The organism is Zongyangia acetica, from assembly GCF_038739695.1.
Taxonomy (GTDB): domain Bacteria; phylum Bacillota; class Clostridia; order Oscillospirales; family Ruminococcaceae; genus Zongyangia; species Zongyangia gallinarum.
Genome location: NZ_JBBEWN010000010.1, coordinates 126935 through 141849, shown reverse-complemented (window position 1 = coordinate 141849; position 14915 = coordinate 126935). Strand labels below are relative to the sequence as shown.

Here is a 14915-nt window from a genome sequence, read left to right as displayed (position 1 = left end):
GGTGACTGCCTGGGAAAATAGGTCGGTGCCGGCTTCTCATATTCCTCCTTAGCTCAGTCGGTAGAGCATGCGGCTGTTAACCGCAGGGTCGTCTGTTCGAGCCAGACAGGGGGAGCCAAAGAAAGAGACAGCAGCAAAAGCGGCTGTCTCTTTTTCGTAAGAAAAAGTTGAGAGGACGGCTGTTAACTGGCGGCTGGGGGCCCGCCCCCGGTGGGGGGAGGAGGGTCCCAAGGCGCAGGAAGAAACAAGGAGCGGCGGGAGGCGGAAGACGACTGGCCGCGACTATGTTTCTGACCGGAAAGGTCGTCTGTTCGAGCCAGACAGGGGGAGCCAAAGAAAGAGACAGCAGCAAAAGCGGCTGTCTCTTTTTCGTAAGAAAAAGTTGGGAGGAAGGGCTGTTAACTGGTGGCTGGGGGCCCGCCCCCGGTGGGGGGAGGAGGGGCCCAAGGCGCAGGAAGAAACAAGGAGCGGCGGGAGGCGGAAGACGACTGGCCGCGACTATGTTTCTGACCGGAAAGGTCGTCTGTTCGAGCCAGACAGGGGGAGCCAAAGAAAAGACAGTTGTAAAAAACAACTGTCTTTTCTTTTTTGTTCCGATGACATAGAATGAGCGATAGAAAGGGCTGCGGCAAAATTTGCCGCAGCCCTTTCTGTGTATCTATGGGAGAAACTGAGATGATCTTAGTAGGCTTGGGACAAAATGACAGCAGTGAGGATAGAGTGATATTTATCCGCAGGGCTGTCGGTGCGGGAAGTCATAATGACAGGAATTGAAGCACCCAAGAGAGCACCTGCCGTGGGAAGCTTAGCAAAATAGGTCAGAGATTTGGTGAAAATATTGCCGGCACAGAGATCTGGCATGATGAGGATATCGGCAACTCCAGCTACAGGAGAAGAAATTCCCTTATGCTTTGCCGCCTGCAAGCTGACAGCGTTATCCAGCCCAAGTGGACCATCCACAATACAGCCCTGAATTTGTCCCCTCTCATTGGCTTTGGAGAGCATAGCGGCGTCAATGGTGCTTTGCATCACGGGATTAATCACCTCTACCGGCGCCACAACGGCTGCCTTTGGGCAATCAATGCCCAAACGATGGGCCAGAAAAACAGCATTCTGAAGGATCTTCACCTTATCAGGATATTCTGGCGCTATATTCACAGCGCAGTCGGAAATAATCATCATCCTTTCTTCCTCTGGCAGCTCCAGCAGGGTAGCCTGGCTCAGTAATCCACGCTCTGGGACAAAGCCATAGCCTTTATCCAGGATTGCCCGCATAAAGGCCGCCGTCTGGATCATCCCCTTCATGGGGATGTCTGCCTGACCATCCCGGACCAGTTGGCAGGCGGTTCTAGCACAGAGAGCGTCCTCAGATTGGGGAATGATTTGATACCCATTCGGATCCTCATCCAGTTGCTTAAGAAGCTCCCGGATTTTCTCTTCCCGGCCAATGAGGATGGCCTCCACGATTCCCTTTCGCCGGGCCTCCACCAGGGAAGAGAGGGCGTCGAGGTCATGGGCTCCAGCCAGGGCCACCCGCTTTTTTTCCCTGCCTTTCAAAATATGTTGTTCCATTTGGGAAAAACTGCGCAGCATGGATCATTCTCCTTTCAATCGGCGAGCTCTTGGATGGGCGTGCGGCCCCGGAGGGCTTCCAGGGCGTTTAGGCCAAGGGACTGCATCTCATATTCCCCTGGGTAAAGTCGGACGGGGGCGATAAAGCCCACATGCTCTTTGATAAAGGAGGTGATCCTGGGGGAGTGGGCGATACCACCAGTGATGAGAATGGCGTCTACCTTACCGCAGAGGCCGGCGGCGCATCCGGCAATTTCTTTTGAAGTTTGATAGGCCATAGCGTCTAGTACCTCACCACACTGGGCGTCCCCGGCTTCGGCACGCTGTTCTACCTTGAGAGCGTCGTTTTCTCCCAGGTAGGCCATCATGCCCCCTTGACCGCTGAGCTTGCGCTTCATCTCCTGATGGGTATACTTTCCGGAGAAGCACATCTCGACCAAACCACCCACCGGAACGGTGCAGCAACGGTTGGTAGAAAAGGGACCGTCCCCGGTAATGCCGTTGTTGGCGTCAATCATTCGCCCCTTTCGATGGGCGGCAACAGTGATGCCGCCCCCCATGTGGGCCACCACCAGATTGAGTTCTTCATAAGGGCGTCCAATATCCCGGGCGTACTGCCGCCCTACCGCCCGGTGGTTAAGGGCGTGGAAGCTGCTCCTCCGAGGCAGCTCGGGCAGGCCGCTGTATCGGGCCAGGGGCTCAAACTCATCGGTGGTGGGAGGGTCCACTGTCAGGGGAAGTGGACCCTGGGACGCCAGCTTATAGACAATGCGCAGCCCCAGGTCGGTGACATGCTGGCCGTATTTTCCGCTGCCGGACTGATCCAGCATGACCTCATTGACCCGGTAGACGCCGCCTACCAGAGGTTTGGTATGTCCGCCCCGGGTGACAATGGCGTCTAAGTCTTTGACGGCAATGTGGTTTTTTTTAAGGAAATTGAGGATGGCGCTGGTACGCAGCTCCTCCTGTTCCCAGATGGTGGAGAATTCTCGAAGATCTTCGGCGCTGTGGGGGAGGGAGGCGCTGATCACGCACCTTTCATCCTCATAATAACACAGCTTGGTGGAGGTGGAGCCTAGATTGATAGCGACAATACGATAAGTTTTCACCTGGCTCTCCTCCTCATTCGCTTTTCTGAAGCATCTCTTCATAATGTTGGGTCACCTGCGCCTGAAGCGCCGCCACCGCCTGCTCATCCATCCCCCGGAAACGGCCTTGGAGGTTCACGTAATCGGAGACAGGACGGAGCTGTTTAGGCTTTTGGTTGAGGGTGATTTTTCCGTTTTCGTATTCATATAAAAGCCATGCCCCGCACTGGACTGCCACCCGGCAAACCTCGATGGACTTGGCGGGAGGGCATCCCCAGCCGGTGGGGCAAGGGCTGTGTACATGGAGCACCGCCGGGCCCGGAGCGTCCTTGGCCTTCTGGACCTTGCGGCGCAGGTCGGGGATATAGGCTACGCTGGCCGAAGCGCAGTAGGGGACGTCGTGGGCCATGACGATGGAGAGCAGGTCCTTGCGGCGGGTGGCCTTGCCGCCGGGGGTGGTGGTGGTCCAAGCGCCGTAGGGGGTAGAGCTGCTGCCCTGGATGCCGGTGTTCATATAGGCTTCATTGTCATAGCAGACGTAAAGCACCCGGTCCCCCCGTTCTAACATACCTGAGAGGGATTGCAGGCCGATGTCCACCGTGGCGCCGTCTCCAGCAAAGCCCAACACTGTGGTGTGGTCGTTGCCTTGGGCCGCCAGCCCCGCCCGGATCCCCGCGGCATAGGCGGCGGTACTTTCCAGATTTCCCTGGAAAGATGCCAGGCGCATACCAGCCTCCCGGCCAAAGCCGCAGAAGAGGGCAGAACAGCCCGGCGGGATGACCACCACCGTATCTTCCCCCAAGACATCCAGCACATTGCGGATGATCAGTTCCAACCCGCAGCCCGCACAGGCACTGACCCCGTAGGCGATAAAGCGATTGGCTGTGGTTTCTATCTTAAACATGAAGGGGCACCTCCCTTAAATGCATGGGATCGTCTTTACAGTCGATCCAGTTGACCCCGTCGCAGGGTGCTTCCTGGCCCAGGTCCTCAAAGACCTTCTGGATGGTCATGGGACTGATGTCGCGGCCAGCCAGACCGCCTACATAGCTTCTCACATCCACATCCCCATCTAAGGCCGCTTTTGTCTCCAGCCAGAGAGGGGTGCCTTGGGCTCCCAATCCAGCAGTCCGGTCCAAGACGGCGACCTTCTTCACAGAACCGCAGGCCTGCCGGAGAGCCTCATAGGGGAAGGGGCGGAACATGACGATTTTAACGGCGCCCACCTTCTGCCCCTCTTCCCGGAGCTTGTCGACCACATACTTGGCCGTTCCGGACATAGAGCCCTGGGTGATGATGATGGCGTCGGCGTCCTCGGCGCGGTAGCCCTCCACCACCTCTTTATGCCGGCCAAATTCTTCCGCAAAGGCGGCAAAGACCTCTCCGGCCACCACCTTTGCCTGGGCAAAGCCCACTGCCTGCTGAAATTTCATCTCGGTGATCTCGTCGGTAGGGGTCAGATCATTGATGACCATAGGATCCGCCGGGTTGAGATAGGCGTTTTTGGGTGTGTATTCTCCTAAGAAGCCGTCCACCTCGTCCTGTTCTGGAAGAAGGACCTTCTGCATGGAGTGGGAGAGGAAGAATCCGTCCAAACAGACCATGGCGGGTGTCTGTACCCGTCTGTCCTCGGCAATGCGGTAGGCGCAGAGGAGGGTGTCAAATACATCCTGGACATTCTCACAGTAGAATTGGAGCCATCCGCTGTCCCGTTCGGCCATGGAGTCCTGATGGTCGCACCACAGACTCCAGGGGGAGGCCAGGGAGCGGTTGACCACCGGCATGACAATGGGAACCCGGCAGCCGGAAGCCACGTTGAGGATCTCGTGCATGAGGGCCAGTCCCACAGAAGAGGTGGCGGTGGCGGCTCTCACACCGGTGAGCTGCGCGCCTACAGCGCAGGACATGGCGGTGTGTTCCGACTCTACCCGTATGTATTTGGCATCCAGCTCCCCGGCGTCCACCAGGTCGCTGAGTTTCTCGGAAATGGAACTTTGGGGGGTGATGGGGTAGGCGGAAATCACCTTGACCCGGGCCATCTTCATGGCTTCCACCGCCGCGGCGTTACCATCTAACATTTTATAATGGGACATCACTCAGCGCTCCTTTCCGAGATCATTTGAATACAGTGCTTGGGACATTCATTGGCGCAGATGCCGCAGCCCTTGCAGTAATCCCACTGAAACTCCAATGGCGGCTGCTGTCCCTTGTGGATGGTGATGACATCCGCCGGGCAGTACATCCGGCATGTGCCGCACTGGATACAGGCGGAAAAGTCCACCCGGGGCCGTTCGATCCGCCAGCTTCCTGTATTGGAGGAGGTAAAGACATAGGCGCAGGGCCCTAAAATCGTCTTGTATTCAGAGCTTTTTGGTGTTGTCATAAGCTGTTCTAGCTGCACGCGCATTCTTTTCACCCGCCTTCTTTCCAAAAAATTCTTCTAAGGCGCTTTCCACCGATCCGATAGAGGCGATGCCGGTATGGGCCAAAGCCCCCAGCATGGAGCCGTTGGGAATACCTTTGCCAATGGTGTCCAGAGCTACCTGGGTGGCGTCCACATAATAAACGGTCTGAAAGCCAAACTGGTCGGCATACCGCTGGGCCGTCTCCCCACTGGCGGTGTTGAGGACGAGGACGGTGTCCTCATCCTTTCCCCGGCCCACATCGATGCCGTGTTTTTCTACAATAAATTCGTCCAGAACCACTACAATATCCGGTTCATAGACAAAACAGTTGAGCTGGATGGGCTTTTGATCCACCATGACGTCGGTGTAAACCGGCGCGCCCCGCCGCTCATGGCCATAAGCTGGGACGGTAATGGCGTATCGGCCTTCATGGATGGATACCGCCACCGAAAGGATTTTAGCCGCGGTGACGACTCCCTGTCCGCCTAGGCCGTAGAACTTCAGCTGCTTCATTGACAGGCTCTCCCTTCCCTAAATAATGTTTCTTTATATGTAATGATAATTCGTATAAAGAACTAAATATAATTATAACAAAGACAAAAGGCAAAGTAAATGGAAAAGGTAAAATTTTACACAGTGCACAAAGGGCGCTGCTGCCTTTGTATAGGCGTCCACCCTTTTTCTCAGGAGAAAACTATGATATAATCATCTCATATGACAGGGCTTGCGGGTTCCGCAGGCCGGGAGAAAAGACGGTGAAACCATGTCGAATGAACAATATATCCTGCAATCGGTGGATAATGCCCTAGCCATCATCGACCTGCTGGCAAAACATGAGGAGCTAAGCGCCGCGGAGGTAGCCCGGCTCATGGAGATAGGAAAGACAACGGCGTTCCGGTTACTCACCACCCTGGAGAACCGGAAGTTTCTCAACAAAACAGACAGCAACCGGTACCGCCTAGGGGTCAAGCTTTCCTCTTTAGGCGCCATCGTCCTGGGGCGGATGGATATTATCAAGCTGGCCCATCCCTACCTCATCAACCTGACCCAGCTGTGTGAGGAGACGACCCATCTGGTCATCTGGGATAACGACACCATGGTCCAGTTCATCGACAAGGTGTCCAGCCCTTCCTCCATCCGGATGGAATCTATGGTGGGGCTGCGCCGCCGTGCTCACATGACTGCCACCGGCAAGGCGATGCTGGCTTTTCAGCCTCAGCAGTTTATTGATAACTACATTAAAAACGTATCCTTTTCCCCCAAGACCCCCTATTCCATTGTGACAGCCCAGCAGCTGCTGGAAAATTTGGAGGGGGTCCGGCGGAATGGCTATGCCTGTGACGCCGATGAAAGCGAGCTAGGGTTGACCTGTTACGCGGCGCCCCTTTTCGGCGTGGGGGACAGGGTGGAGGCTGCCATCAGCGCCTCAGGTCCCACCGAGCGGATGAAATCCAAAAAGGATTTTCTCATTCCCCTGCTGCAAAAGACCGCCCAGAATATTGCCGCGGAAATGAAATAAGAAGAGCCGTCCTTATTGGGCGGCTCTTGTCATTATTTGCGGTAGGCGATCTCCTTATCAATTTTAGCCACCATGACATAGTTGGGATTGACCATGCTGCCGACATAGAGCTTGTTGCACTGGGAGACGGCCTGATAGGCCTCCATCTCATCCCAGCCTAGCTCCACCAGCCAGCCAATGAGCTCGCACAGGGCGATACGTGCCGCGTCCTCCATGGGCTTGGCGGCGCCGACACACATGATCTCCGTATCGCTTTCGATCCGGGGCCAGGTGATGGTTTTCCCTTTGATGAGCTCAAACTTCAGGGTAACCTTGGCGGCAATCTCTAAGGCGGTGCCGCAGATTTCCCCCTGTCCCTGCCGGCCGTGGCAGTCCCCGATGGAGAAGTTGGCGCCTGGGCAGCTGACCGGGAGGTAGAGGGTATTCCCCGGTTTTACATCGGGGACATCCATATTCCCGCCGTTTTCAAAGGGGGTGATGGACATAAAGGAGTTGAGCCCGTGGGCGCAGCCGATGGTGCCGATAAAGGGCTCCCAATCGAAGTTCAGCTTGTCGTTATAGCGGTATTTTCCCGTCGCCTCGTCAAAATGATAGATGAAGGTCTTTTCCGGGATAGGGCCGCTGAGCATCCGGGTAGTGTTGGTGGGCACAATGGCGCCCAGCTCCTGACGGTAGGCGCTGACCGCCCAGTCCCGGACCCGCTCAATGCTGATAATTTCGATCTTCAAGGTGTCGCCGGGCTCCGCCCCCTCGATACGGACCGGGCCCACCTGGGGACAGGGAGGCATGTGAATATCCGCCGGAACTTTGTCGTTGGAATCCAGCATATCGCAGAAGGCGTCATGGGTAAAGAAGGCTACCGTTTCCCCCGGCTGTACCGTGGCGATAGGCTCCAGATGGGGGCCGATGACATAGGCGTAATCTTTTTGTTCTACATGGATTTCTCTCATTTTGGTCACCTTTCTTCTACTTCAGCTTCTTATTGATGAATACACTGATAATGCCCAGAATACAGATGGGAGCCATGATATAGAAGGTGACGGTCCAACCCACCACCTCGATGAGGGCGCCGAAGAGGATGGTGCTGAGAAAGACACCCACCTTTTCCAGGGTGTTGACAACACCGCAGGCCATACCATTCTGCTCAGGTTTGGCGATGACCTCAGGGACAGCGGCAAAGCACAGGGTGGCGAGACCCATGGTAGCGATACCGAAGATGAGGCTCATAAGCCAGTAGATATTAGTGGGGCAGTGAGGCATGACGATATAGACAATGGCGGAAAAGACGAAGAGGAAAATCATGGGGCCCCGGCGGGAATGAAGCTTATCGGATACGGCGCCTACCACCAGGCCGGTGGGGATGCCGATAATGCTGGCCAGACTGGTGATGGTACTGGCGGTGCTGGCGTCCATGCCCCGGACTTCGGACAGGTACTGAGCCAGGAATCCCAGAACGCCTTGATTGGTGGTGAGCATCAGGGCGAAGGTAACGCCGATGAGCCAGACAGCCGGATTCTTGATGACCACGGAGAGCGCCTCTTTTGCCATTTTGGTCTGGGCCTCTTTGTTGGTGGGATCGTTATCGGGGTTAACGGTGGCGTCCAGCCGGCGCATGCCGATGATCCAGAGCACCAGCATCACTGCGGAATAGACGGCGGTGAGCCACCAGGCGTTTTTCCAAGCGCCGCCGCCGGCAATACGGGGAGCGACGTTAAACATGATGAACTGTCCCACCGACATGTAGGACATCATAATGCCCATGGCAAGGCCGCGCTTTTCTGGGGCAAAGACGCTGCCAATGGCCGCTGGGCCCAGGGTGGCGATGAAGATGAGGCCCACGCCCTCGATGATCCGGCCGATGAGCAGCAGAGCGTAAGACTGGGTGACGACGCCCAGCAGGGAGCCCACCAGCGAACAGATCAGGCTGAAGGCGCCGGTTTTGTACATACCATAGCGGGTGATAATCAAACCGGCAGGAATGGCCAGGATAATGCCGGCAAAGGAAAAGATGGACATGAGGAAGCCGCCTTGGGCGGTGCCGGAGAGGTTCAAAGCAGCGATCAGATCACCCATGAGGGGCGGGACCTTGAACATACACAGCGCCAGTGCAGTCATGGAAAGGACAACAATCCACAGGACTGCCCAGCAGGATAATTTTTTCGTTTGGTTTTTTACGGAAGTCGCAGTCATTTTTCCACACCTCTGTCATTATTTTTAAAAAAGGACCTGTATTCGTACAAAACCTTCTCCTCCTCCTTTATCGGGAATCGTTTCTTTATACGAACCTGTATTACATATAATGAATATGTTGCCCTCATTATAGCATGGGGGTTGGGAGGTGTCTACCCTCTTGACATAAATCTGTTTGGGTTGCATAAATACTAGTTTTATTCCTTGAGCAGATTGCTGTTTTATTGATTTTTCACCAAGCGGGGGCATATTTTTGCAAAAGGCCCATAGGAGGTTAGCGCTCAAAAGCTCATGATCCTATTTTAATTGTATTGGACAGCCTAGCCGATCATGACCAAAGAAAGGATAGATGAGAAAACTCCTAGGGTGAAAGGCGGTATGATGCTTGAAATCCCTCCGCGTCCCCGCGGATGGAAGGGATCTTCGAAACCGCCTTGACAAGCTTCTGGGGATGTGGTAATATAATGATCCACAGAGGCGTCCTCAACGGGGGCTGCCCTTTGCCTTTGCCGGTGCTTATAGCGATGAGGTCCCACCTGTTCCCATCCCGAACACAGTAGTTAAGCTCATCTGTGCCGAAAATACTTGGCGGGCGACTGCCTGGGAAAATAGGTCGGTGCCGGCTTCTTAAAAACCACAGCATGGAAACATGCTGTGGTTTTTCTTTTGACGGGAGTGTAAAAAATCACCCTGAGATTTCGGCTTTTTTCAGCTTTTCATGTACTGGAAATTACGGCCGGAACGTGATAAAGTGAATGGTGAGATGGAGTCTCAGTTTTTAAGGGAGGTAGGAGGATGAAAAAATTATTCTGTCGGGAAAACGTGGCCTTTGCGGCGCTGCACTGGATGTACTGTTCCGCCCACTGTATGGTGTACAGCTTTATTGTGGTTTATCTGACCCAGAACGGCTACAGCGACTTTCAGGTGGGGCTGCTCAACGCCCTCATCGCGGCGCTGAGCATGGTCAGCCAGCCCCTCTACGGCTACCTGACCGATACCTTTATCTCCTGCCGCTCCCTGATGATCCTCATCGGAGCCATCGCCATCCCGGTGACCCTGGTCATCCCCCTGACGGTGGGCGTTGTTCCCCTGTGCTTTGCCGTCATCCTCCTGCTGGGATTTCTTACCTATACTTATAACTGTATCCCGGAGGCGTGGCAGATCCGGGTCAACAAGAAAAAGCCCTATGTCAACTACCCGGTCACCCGGGTCATGGGGGCGGTGGGCTATTCCCTCACCGGCCTTGTGGCGGGCAAGCTGATGGATCTGTGGGGCTACAACGTCATGTTTATCGGCAGCGCGGCCCTCCTTTTGGTTATGATCGCCTGCTGCCTCTGCATTGAAAAGGTAGAGCCGGAAAACAAGGGCGTCCGACGGGAGGGCCAGGTGCAGGAGCGCATCGGCTTTGGAAAAGCTTTGGTCCTGCTGGCCAAGAACCGGCCCTATATGGTCTTTCTCATCAGTACCACCCTCTACCAGGCGGCCTACCGCTCTATGCTGGCCTTTATGCCGGTGATCCTCCAGGACGCGGGAGGGACCAATACCCATGTGGGGATGCTGGTTTTTGCCGGCGCCGCGGTGGAGGCGCCGATGATGTTCATCTTCTCCCGGCTTCAGGACCGGATAAGGCTCAAAAACCTCTACGCTTTTACGGCGGTGGTGCTGGCGGTGCGTTCCCTGGCCCTGCTGGTGGTTCACAGTGTTACCGGGCTCATCCTCCTCAAGGCCTTCGAGGCGGTGTCCTGGGGAATGTATATCCCCCTGTTTGTGGTCTATATCAGCCGCATTGTCCCCTCCAAGATCTACGCTACCTCCCTGACCATCGGCTACTCGGTGACCATTGGCATCGGCAGCATCTGCGGCAACTTTTTCAGCGGCCTGATTATGGAACACTTCGGCGCCCAGGTCTTCGCCGGGGTCATGTCGGTGCTGGCGGTGGCAGGCGTGGCGGTTTTCCTCATCGGCATGGCTGGAACCGGCCGGGAAGAGACGCAGGAAGCGGGGGAGAAGGTTTCCATGAAATAAAAGCATTTCATGGAAATCTCATCAAAAGGACTTTTCAAAACAGGGAAACATGGTATAATAGCAACAAGTGGGAGGCCGACAAGGGCCGGATGGCTAGGCGGCTTTGCCGACATCTTGAAAGGGGAATACCTTTATGCCGGAAAAAAAGAGTATCGCGATGATCATTATCCTTACCATTATCACCTGCGGCATTTATTACTATGTGTGGATGTATCAGCTCTCTGACGACGTGTCCCGTTTTACCGGGGATCGCTCCACCACACCGGGCACCGAGATCCTGCTGACCATCATTACCTGCGGTATCTATGGCCTTTACTGGATTTATAAATACAGCAAAAAGATGTGGGAAATCTCCATCAATGTAGGCGTACCCTATCCGTCGGATAATTCCATCATCAACCTGGTGGTGGCGATCTTTGGCCTTTCCCTCGTGTCCATGGGCATTATGCAAAACCAGCTCAACACCATCTGGGATCAGACCTTCTATAATCCCAACCAGGGCGGCCCCAACCCCAATATGGGCGACCCCTATAATCCCTACAACAACCCCGGCGGACCTTATGGCCCCTATCAATAATAATCACCATCGCAGCGAAAGCGCCCGGATGCGGGCGCTTTTTTTCATCCTCCGGTGGAGAAACAGGGCGGAATGTGGTATGATAGGAACACATATGTAAGGGAGGTGCCCCATTGCAGCCGGAAGCTTATCAGTTTGAAAAACTCAGCGATACCCTGGAAATCTGCGTCAGCGATGCCCACAAGTTTGGCACCGACGCCTTTCTCCTCTCCCATTTTGCCCGCGCCAGACGAATCGACCGGTGCGCGGACCTGGGCACCGGCTGCGGCATTGTGGCCCTACTCTGGTACAGGGATCGGGAGGAAGGCCCCGTACACACCGACTGTGTGGACATCCAGCCTCTGGCCATCCACCAGCTGGAGGTGACGGTGGAGAGGGCGGGCCTTCAGGACCGGGTACGCCCGATCCTGGGGGATATCCGGCGGCTCACGGGCATTTCCCGGGAAAGCCTGGACCTTGTGACCTGCAACCCGCCCTATAAGGCGCCGGGCAGCGGCATCATCAGCGCCCAGGAAAGCGACAAGATCGCCCGCCATGAAACCATGTGCAGCTTAGACGATCTGTGCGCCGCGGCGGCCCGGCTCCTCAAATTCGGCGGCCGGCTCTGCATATGCCAGCGGCCGGAGCGGCTGTGCGACGCCATCTGCGCCATGCGGGACCACGGCATGGAGCCCAAACGGCTGCGGTTTGTCACCCAGCGGCCGGGACGGCCTCCCTGGCTGTTCCTGCTGGAGGGGAAAAAGGGTGCAAAACCCTTTTTGCAGGTGGAAAAGGATCTGATCATCGAGGGACCGGGAGGCTTCTCCCGGGAGGTTTTGGACATTTACCGGAAAAAGGACAATAAAGTGAGATAGATGGAAGTGAATTTGTTGAAAGAACAGGGAACCCTTTATATTGTAGGCACCCCCATCGGCAACCTGTCCGACATGACGCCCCGGGCGGTGGAAACCCTGGAACAGGTGGATTTTATCGCCGCGGAAGACACCCGGGTGACCCTGGGGCTGCTCAACCATTTTGGCATCAAAAAGCCCATGGTCAGCTATTTCGAGCATAACATCCGGGAAAAAGGGGATTACATCGCCGGACGGCTGGCCGCCGGGGAGAGCTGCGCCATTGTCACCGACGCCGGCATGCCCTGTATCAGCGACCCAGGGGCGGACCTGGTGCGGATCTGCGGGGAGCGGGGTATTCCCACCGTGGTGGTGCCCGGCCCCAGCGCCGTGGTGTCGGCGGTGGCCCTTTCCGGCTTCCCCGCCGCCCGCTTTACCTTTGAGGGATTTCTCAGCGTCAACCGGAACACCCGGTCCGCCCATCTGGATTCCCTGAAAAACGAAGAGCGGATGATGGTGTTTTACGAAGCGCCCCATAAGCTGCTGGCTACACTGGGGGATATGGCGGAGGCCTTTGGCGGGGACCGGCGGGTGACGGTGGCTCGGGAGCTGACCAAGCTCCACGAGGAGACCATCCGCACCACCCTTGGGGAAGCTTTGGCCCTGTTCCAGGAACGGCCGCCCAAAGGGGAGTTTGTCCTGGTGGTGGAGGGGAAGCCCCAGGAGGAAGACACAGCCCTTTCTTTTGAGGAAGCGGTGGCTCTGGTCAGGCAGTCCGCCGCCCGGGGCAAATCCCTTTCCGACGCGGCAAAAGAGGTGGCCAAGCTCACCCCTTACAAAAAGAGCGAGCTTTACAAGGCGGCCCTGTCCGCCCCGCCTGAGGAAGACTGACCTGCCCTGGAATTTCTTTATAACACGGGCCGCGCCGCCCGCGTTTTTGTCTCTGGCGACGCAGCGGCTAGATCTGGCAGTTTACGCCTTAGGCTCTGTTGGCGACGATGTCGCCTTTTACGCGAATACGTTTGAACTGGCCCTGCGGCCCAGTATCCCCGCCGAAAGGTGGAAAGAGGAGGGAGCCCATGGAGCTGATCGAAAACTTAACCAAGGCCCTGGGAATCCCCCGGTGGGGAACAGCGCCTTTAGATAGGTGCGGCCCGTATCTCCCCTGCCGGGGCGCAGAGCTTTTAAACCAAAGGCATCGGACAGTGATCTGTTTTTTGTTCCCCTACTTTACCGGAGAGATGCCGGGCCGGAATCTTTCCCGCTATGCCTGCGTGCCGGATTACCACCGGGTAGCCGGTGGGATGCTGCGGCAGATGGCGGATTCTTTATCAGAACAGCTGCCCGGCCACGAATTCCTCCCCTTTGTAGATTCCTCCCCCATCCGGGAGGTGCGGGCGGCGGTGGAGGCGGGGCTGGGCTGCCGGGGAGAAAACGGACTTCTCATCGCCCCAGATTATGGCAGCTATGTGTTTATTGGGGAAATTGTCACCGACCTGGCCCTTCCGCCCCGGCAGCCTCCGGGAGGGCATTGCCTTGGCTGCGGGAAATGCCGCCGGCAATGTCCGGGCCGGGCCATTGGGGAAGATGGAATCCTGACGGAGCGCTGTCTTTCCCACATCACCCAAAAGCGGGGGGAGCTGACAGAAGAGGAGGCCTGGCTTTTGGCCTCCACCGGCATCATCTGGGGCTGTGACCGGTGTCAGGAAATCTGCCCCATGAACCAGGACGTGAAAAAAAGCCCCATCCCGGCCTTTTATGAAGACAGGGTGGAGCGGTTGGAGCTGCCGGTGACCCGCGGTGAGGTAAGAGGCCGGGCCTTCGGTTTCCGCGGGCCGGGCGTCCTCCGGCGGAACCTTCGCATAATGGAGGGACAAAAGGCGGATACTAGAGGGGAATATTCCCTCAAAGAAGGAGGCGTCCGCCTTGAAGATAGCTCAGATCATGAAGGAGGCTGTGGTGACGGCAGCGCCGTCGGAAACCTTACGCAGCCTGAGCAAAAAGATGGATGACAGCGGCGTTGGAGCCATCCCCATTGTGGAGGGAGACAGGCTCCAGGGCATCGTCACCGACCGGGATATTGTGGTGCGCTGTCTTTCCCGGAACAAGGATCCCGGCAAGATGACCGCCGGGGAGATCATGTCCACCCAGGTGACCTGTATCACCCCGGAGCGGACTGTCACCGAAGCGGCTGCGCTCATGGGTGCGGCCCAGGTCCGCCGGCTGCCGGTACTGCGCGGTAGCAAGGTGGTGGGGATGGTCTCTTTAGGGGACATTGCCAAGGTGAAGACCGACAGCGAGGTGGCCCGGGCCGTCTATAACATCTCCCAGCCGCCGCCCGCCTGCCCGGCGGGGGAAGCCGCGCCATGAGTTTAGCTTATAACCCTGCCACGTTGCCCGCGCCCCGTCTTGATTAACACATGAGAGCGATCTGCCGCCTGCCCGGCGGGGGAAGCCGCGCCCTAGACTTAGTTTATAACCCTGCCGCGACGCCCGCGCCCCGTCTCGATTAACGCAGGAGGGCGAACTACCGCCTACCCGGCGGGGGAAGCCGCGCCATGAGTTTAGCTTATAACCCTGCCACGTTGCCCGCGCCCCGTCTCGATTAACGCAGGAGGGAGATCTGCCGCCTGCCCGGCGGGGGAAGCCGCGCCCTAAGTTTAGCTTATAATCCTGCCCCAGTGCCCGCGCTTTTGTTGCCCGTTGCGC

15 protein-coding genes, 1 tRNA gene and 1 rRNA gene are annotated in these 14915 nt (G+C 56.8%); 9 read left to right on the top strand and 8 right to left on the bottom strand.

Going from position 1 to position 14915, the window contains the following annotated elements:
- The first annotated feature begins 42 nt into the window (after positions 1–42).
- A tRNA-Asn gene (locus tag WGC32_RS10660) sits at positions 43–118 on the top strand.
- 563 nt (positions 119–681) lie between these two features.
- Here the strand turns inward: WGC32_RS10660 and WGC32_RS10655 are convergent.
- Genes WGC32_RS10655 through WGC32_RS10630 form a run of 6 tightly spaced genes read right to left on the bottom strand, consistent with a single transcriptional unit; the run spans position 682 to position 5578 of the window.
- A complete protein-coding gene (locus WGC32_RS10655) occupies positions 682–1593 on the bottom strand; it encodes a bifunctional enoyl-CoA hydratase/phosphate acetyltransferase (protein ID WP_342681861.1) in 912 nt (303 codons plus the stop codon).
- 14 nt (positions 1594–1607) lie between these two features.
- Entirely contained in the window at positions 1608–2681 is a 1074-nt protein-coding gene (gene buk / locus WGC32_RS10650) for a butyrate kinase (protein ID WP_342681859.1), read from the bottom strand.
- Positions 2682–2694: 13 nt separating this feature from the next.
- A complete protein-coding gene (locus tag WGC32_RS10645; RefSeq protein WP_342681857.1) occupies positions 2695–3564 on the bottom strand; it encodes a thiamine pyrophosphate-dependent enzyme in 870 nt (289 codons plus the stop codon).
- Complete coding sequence (gene porA, locus WGC32_RS10640) at positions 3557–4753, bottom strand: pyruvate ferredoxin oxidoreductase (RefSeq protein WP_342681855.1); 1197 nt, start codon at positions 4751–4753, stop codon at positions 3557–3559. The genes WGC32_RS10645 and porA overlap by 8 nt, the downstream gene beginning before the upstream one ends.
- Positions 4753–5067 (bottom strand): 4Fe-4S binding protein, encoded by a 315-nt coding sequence (locus WGC32_RS10635; protein WP_342681853.1) that lies wholly within the window; start codon positions 5065–5067, stop codon positions 4753–4755. The genes porA and WGC32_RS10635 overlap by 1 nt, the downstream gene beginning before the upstream one ends.
- Positions 5021–5578: a 2-oxoacid:acceptor oxidoreductase family protein gene (locus WGC32_RS10630; RefSeq protein ID WP_342681851.1), complete on the bottom strand. Its 558-nt coding sequence runs from the start codon at positions 5576–5578 to the stop codon at positions 5021–5023. The genes WGC32_RS10635 and WGC32_RS10630 overlap by 47 nt, the downstream gene beginning before the upstream one ends.
- A 250-nt stretch (positions 5579–5828) precedes the next feature.
- Here WGC32_RS10630 and WGC32_RS10625 point away from each other — a divergent pair, with 250 nt between their 5' ends.
- Positions 5829–6584 (top strand): IclR family transcriptional regulator domain-containing protein, encoded by a 756-nt coding sequence (locus WGC32_RS10625; RefSeq protein WP_191482691.1) that lies wholly within the window; start codon positions 5829–5831, stop codon positions 6582–6584.
- A 32-nt stretch (positions 6585–6616) separates the two neighbouring features.
- On the opposite strand, the gene WGC32_RS10620 is transcribed toward WGC32_RS10625, so the two are convergent.
- Positions 6617–7534, bottom strand: coding sequence for an acetamidase/formamidase family protein (locus tag WGC32_RS10620; RefSeq protein WP_342681848.1), 918 nt, complete (start codon positions 7532–7534; stop codon positions 6617–6619).
- Positions 7535–7550: 16 nt separating this feature from the next.
- Positions 7551–8774, bottom strand: coding sequence for an MFS transporter (locus WGC32_RS10615; protein WP_342681846.1), 1224 nt, complete (start codon positions 8772–8774; stop codon positions 7551–7553).
- Between the two features lie 508 nt (positions 8775–9282).
- Here WGC32_RS10615 and rrf point away from each other — a divergent pair.
- The 7 genes from rrf to WGC32_RS10580 all read left to right on the top strand — a co-directional run bounded on the left by rrf (position 9283) and on the right by WGC32_RS10580 (position 14576).
- Positions 9283–9399, top strand: a 5S ribosomal RNA gene (gene rrf, locus WGC32_RS10610).
- Positions 9400–9569: 170 nt separating this feature from the next.
- Positions 9570–10799 carry an MFS transporter gene (locus WGC32_RS10605; protein ID WP_342681845.1) on the top strand — a complete coding sequence of 410 codons (1230 nt, stop codon included), beginning with the start codon at positions 9570–9572 and terminating at the stop codon, positions 10797–10799.
- A 133-nt stretch (positions 10800–10932) separates the two neighbouring features.
- Complete coding sequence (locus tag WGC32_RS10600; RefSeq protein WP_191482687.1) at positions 10933–11376, top strand: DUF4234 domain-containing protein; 444 nt, start codon at positions 10933–10935, stop codon at positions 11374–11376.
- A 113-nt stretch (positions 11377–11489) separates the two neighbouring features.
- Positions 11490–12230, top strand: a complete 741-nt coding sequence (locus WGC32_RS10595; protein WP_342681843.1) for a tRNA1(Val) (adenine(37)-N6)-methyltransferase — start codon at positions 11490–11492, stop codon at positions 12228–12230.
- Between the two features lie 15 nt (positions 12231–12245).
- Complete coding sequence (gene rsmI, locus WGC32_RS10590; protein ID WP_224771879.1) at positions 12246–13097, top strand: 16S rRNA (cytidine(1402)-2'-O)-methyltransferase; 852 nt, start codon at positions 12246–12248, stop codon at positions 13095–13097.
- 188 nt (positions 13098–13285) lie between these two features.
- On the top strand, positions 13286–14218 hold the full coding sequence (locus WGC32_RS10585; protein WP_342681841.1) for an epoxyqueuosine reductase: 933 nt from the start codon (positions 13286–13288) through the stop codon (positions 14216–14218).
- Positions 14133–14576 carry a CBS domain-containing protein gene (locus WGC32_RS10580; RefSeq protein WP_342681839.1) on the top strand — a complete coding sequence of 148 codons (444 nt, stop codon included), beginning with the start codon at positions 14133–14135 and terminating at the stop codon, positions 14574–14576. The genes WGC32_RS10585 and WGC32_RS10580 overlap by 86 nt, the downstream gene beginning before the upstream one ends.
- Positions 14577–14915: the final 339 nt, after the last annotated feature.

Coding starts and splice junctions, on each gene's coding strand:
- WGC32_RS10605 (WP_342681845.1), top strand. CDS start 9,570: ATGAAAAAATTATTCTGTCGGGAAAACGTGGCCTTTGCGGCGCTGCAC.
- WGC32_RS10615 (WP_342681846.1), bottom strand. CDS start 8,774: ATGACTGCGACTTCCGTAAAAAACCAAACGAAAAAATTATCCTGCTGG.
- WGC32_RS10620 (WP_342681848.1), bottom strand. CDS start 7,534: ATGAGAGAAATCCATGTAGAACAAAAAGATTACGCCTATGTCATCGGC.
- WGC32_RS10585 (WP_342681841.1), top strand. CDS start 13,286: ATGGAGCTGATCGAAAACTTAACCAAGGCCCTGGGAATCCCCCGGTGG.
- WGC32_RS10645 (WP_342681857.1), bottom strand. CDS start 3,564: ATGTTTAAGATAGAAACCACAGCCAATCGCTTTATCGCCTACGGGGTC.
- WGC32_RS10655 (WP_342681861.1), bottom strand. CDS start 1,593: ATGCTGCGCAGTTTTTCCCAAATGGAACAACATATTTTGAAAGGCAGG.
- WGC32_RS10630 (WP_342681851.1), bottom strand. CDS start 5,578: ATGAAGCAGCTGAAGTTCTACGGCCTAGGCGGACAGGGAGTCGTCACC.
- WGC32_RS10600 (WP_191482687.1), top strand. CDS start 10,933: ATGCCGGAAAAAAAGAGTATCGCGATGATCATTATCCTTACCATTATC.
- porA (WP_342681855.1), bottom strand. CDS start 4,753: ATGTCCCATTATAAAATGTTAGATGGTAACGCCGCGGCGGTGGAAGCC.
- WGC32_RS10625 (WP_191482691.1), top strand. CDS start 5,829: ATGTCGAATGAACAATATATCCTGCAATCGGTGGATAATGCCCTAGCC.
- WGC32_RS10635 (WP_342681853.1), bottom strand. CDS start 5,067: ATGCGCGTGCAGCTAGAACAGCTTATGACAACACCAAAAAGCTCTGAA.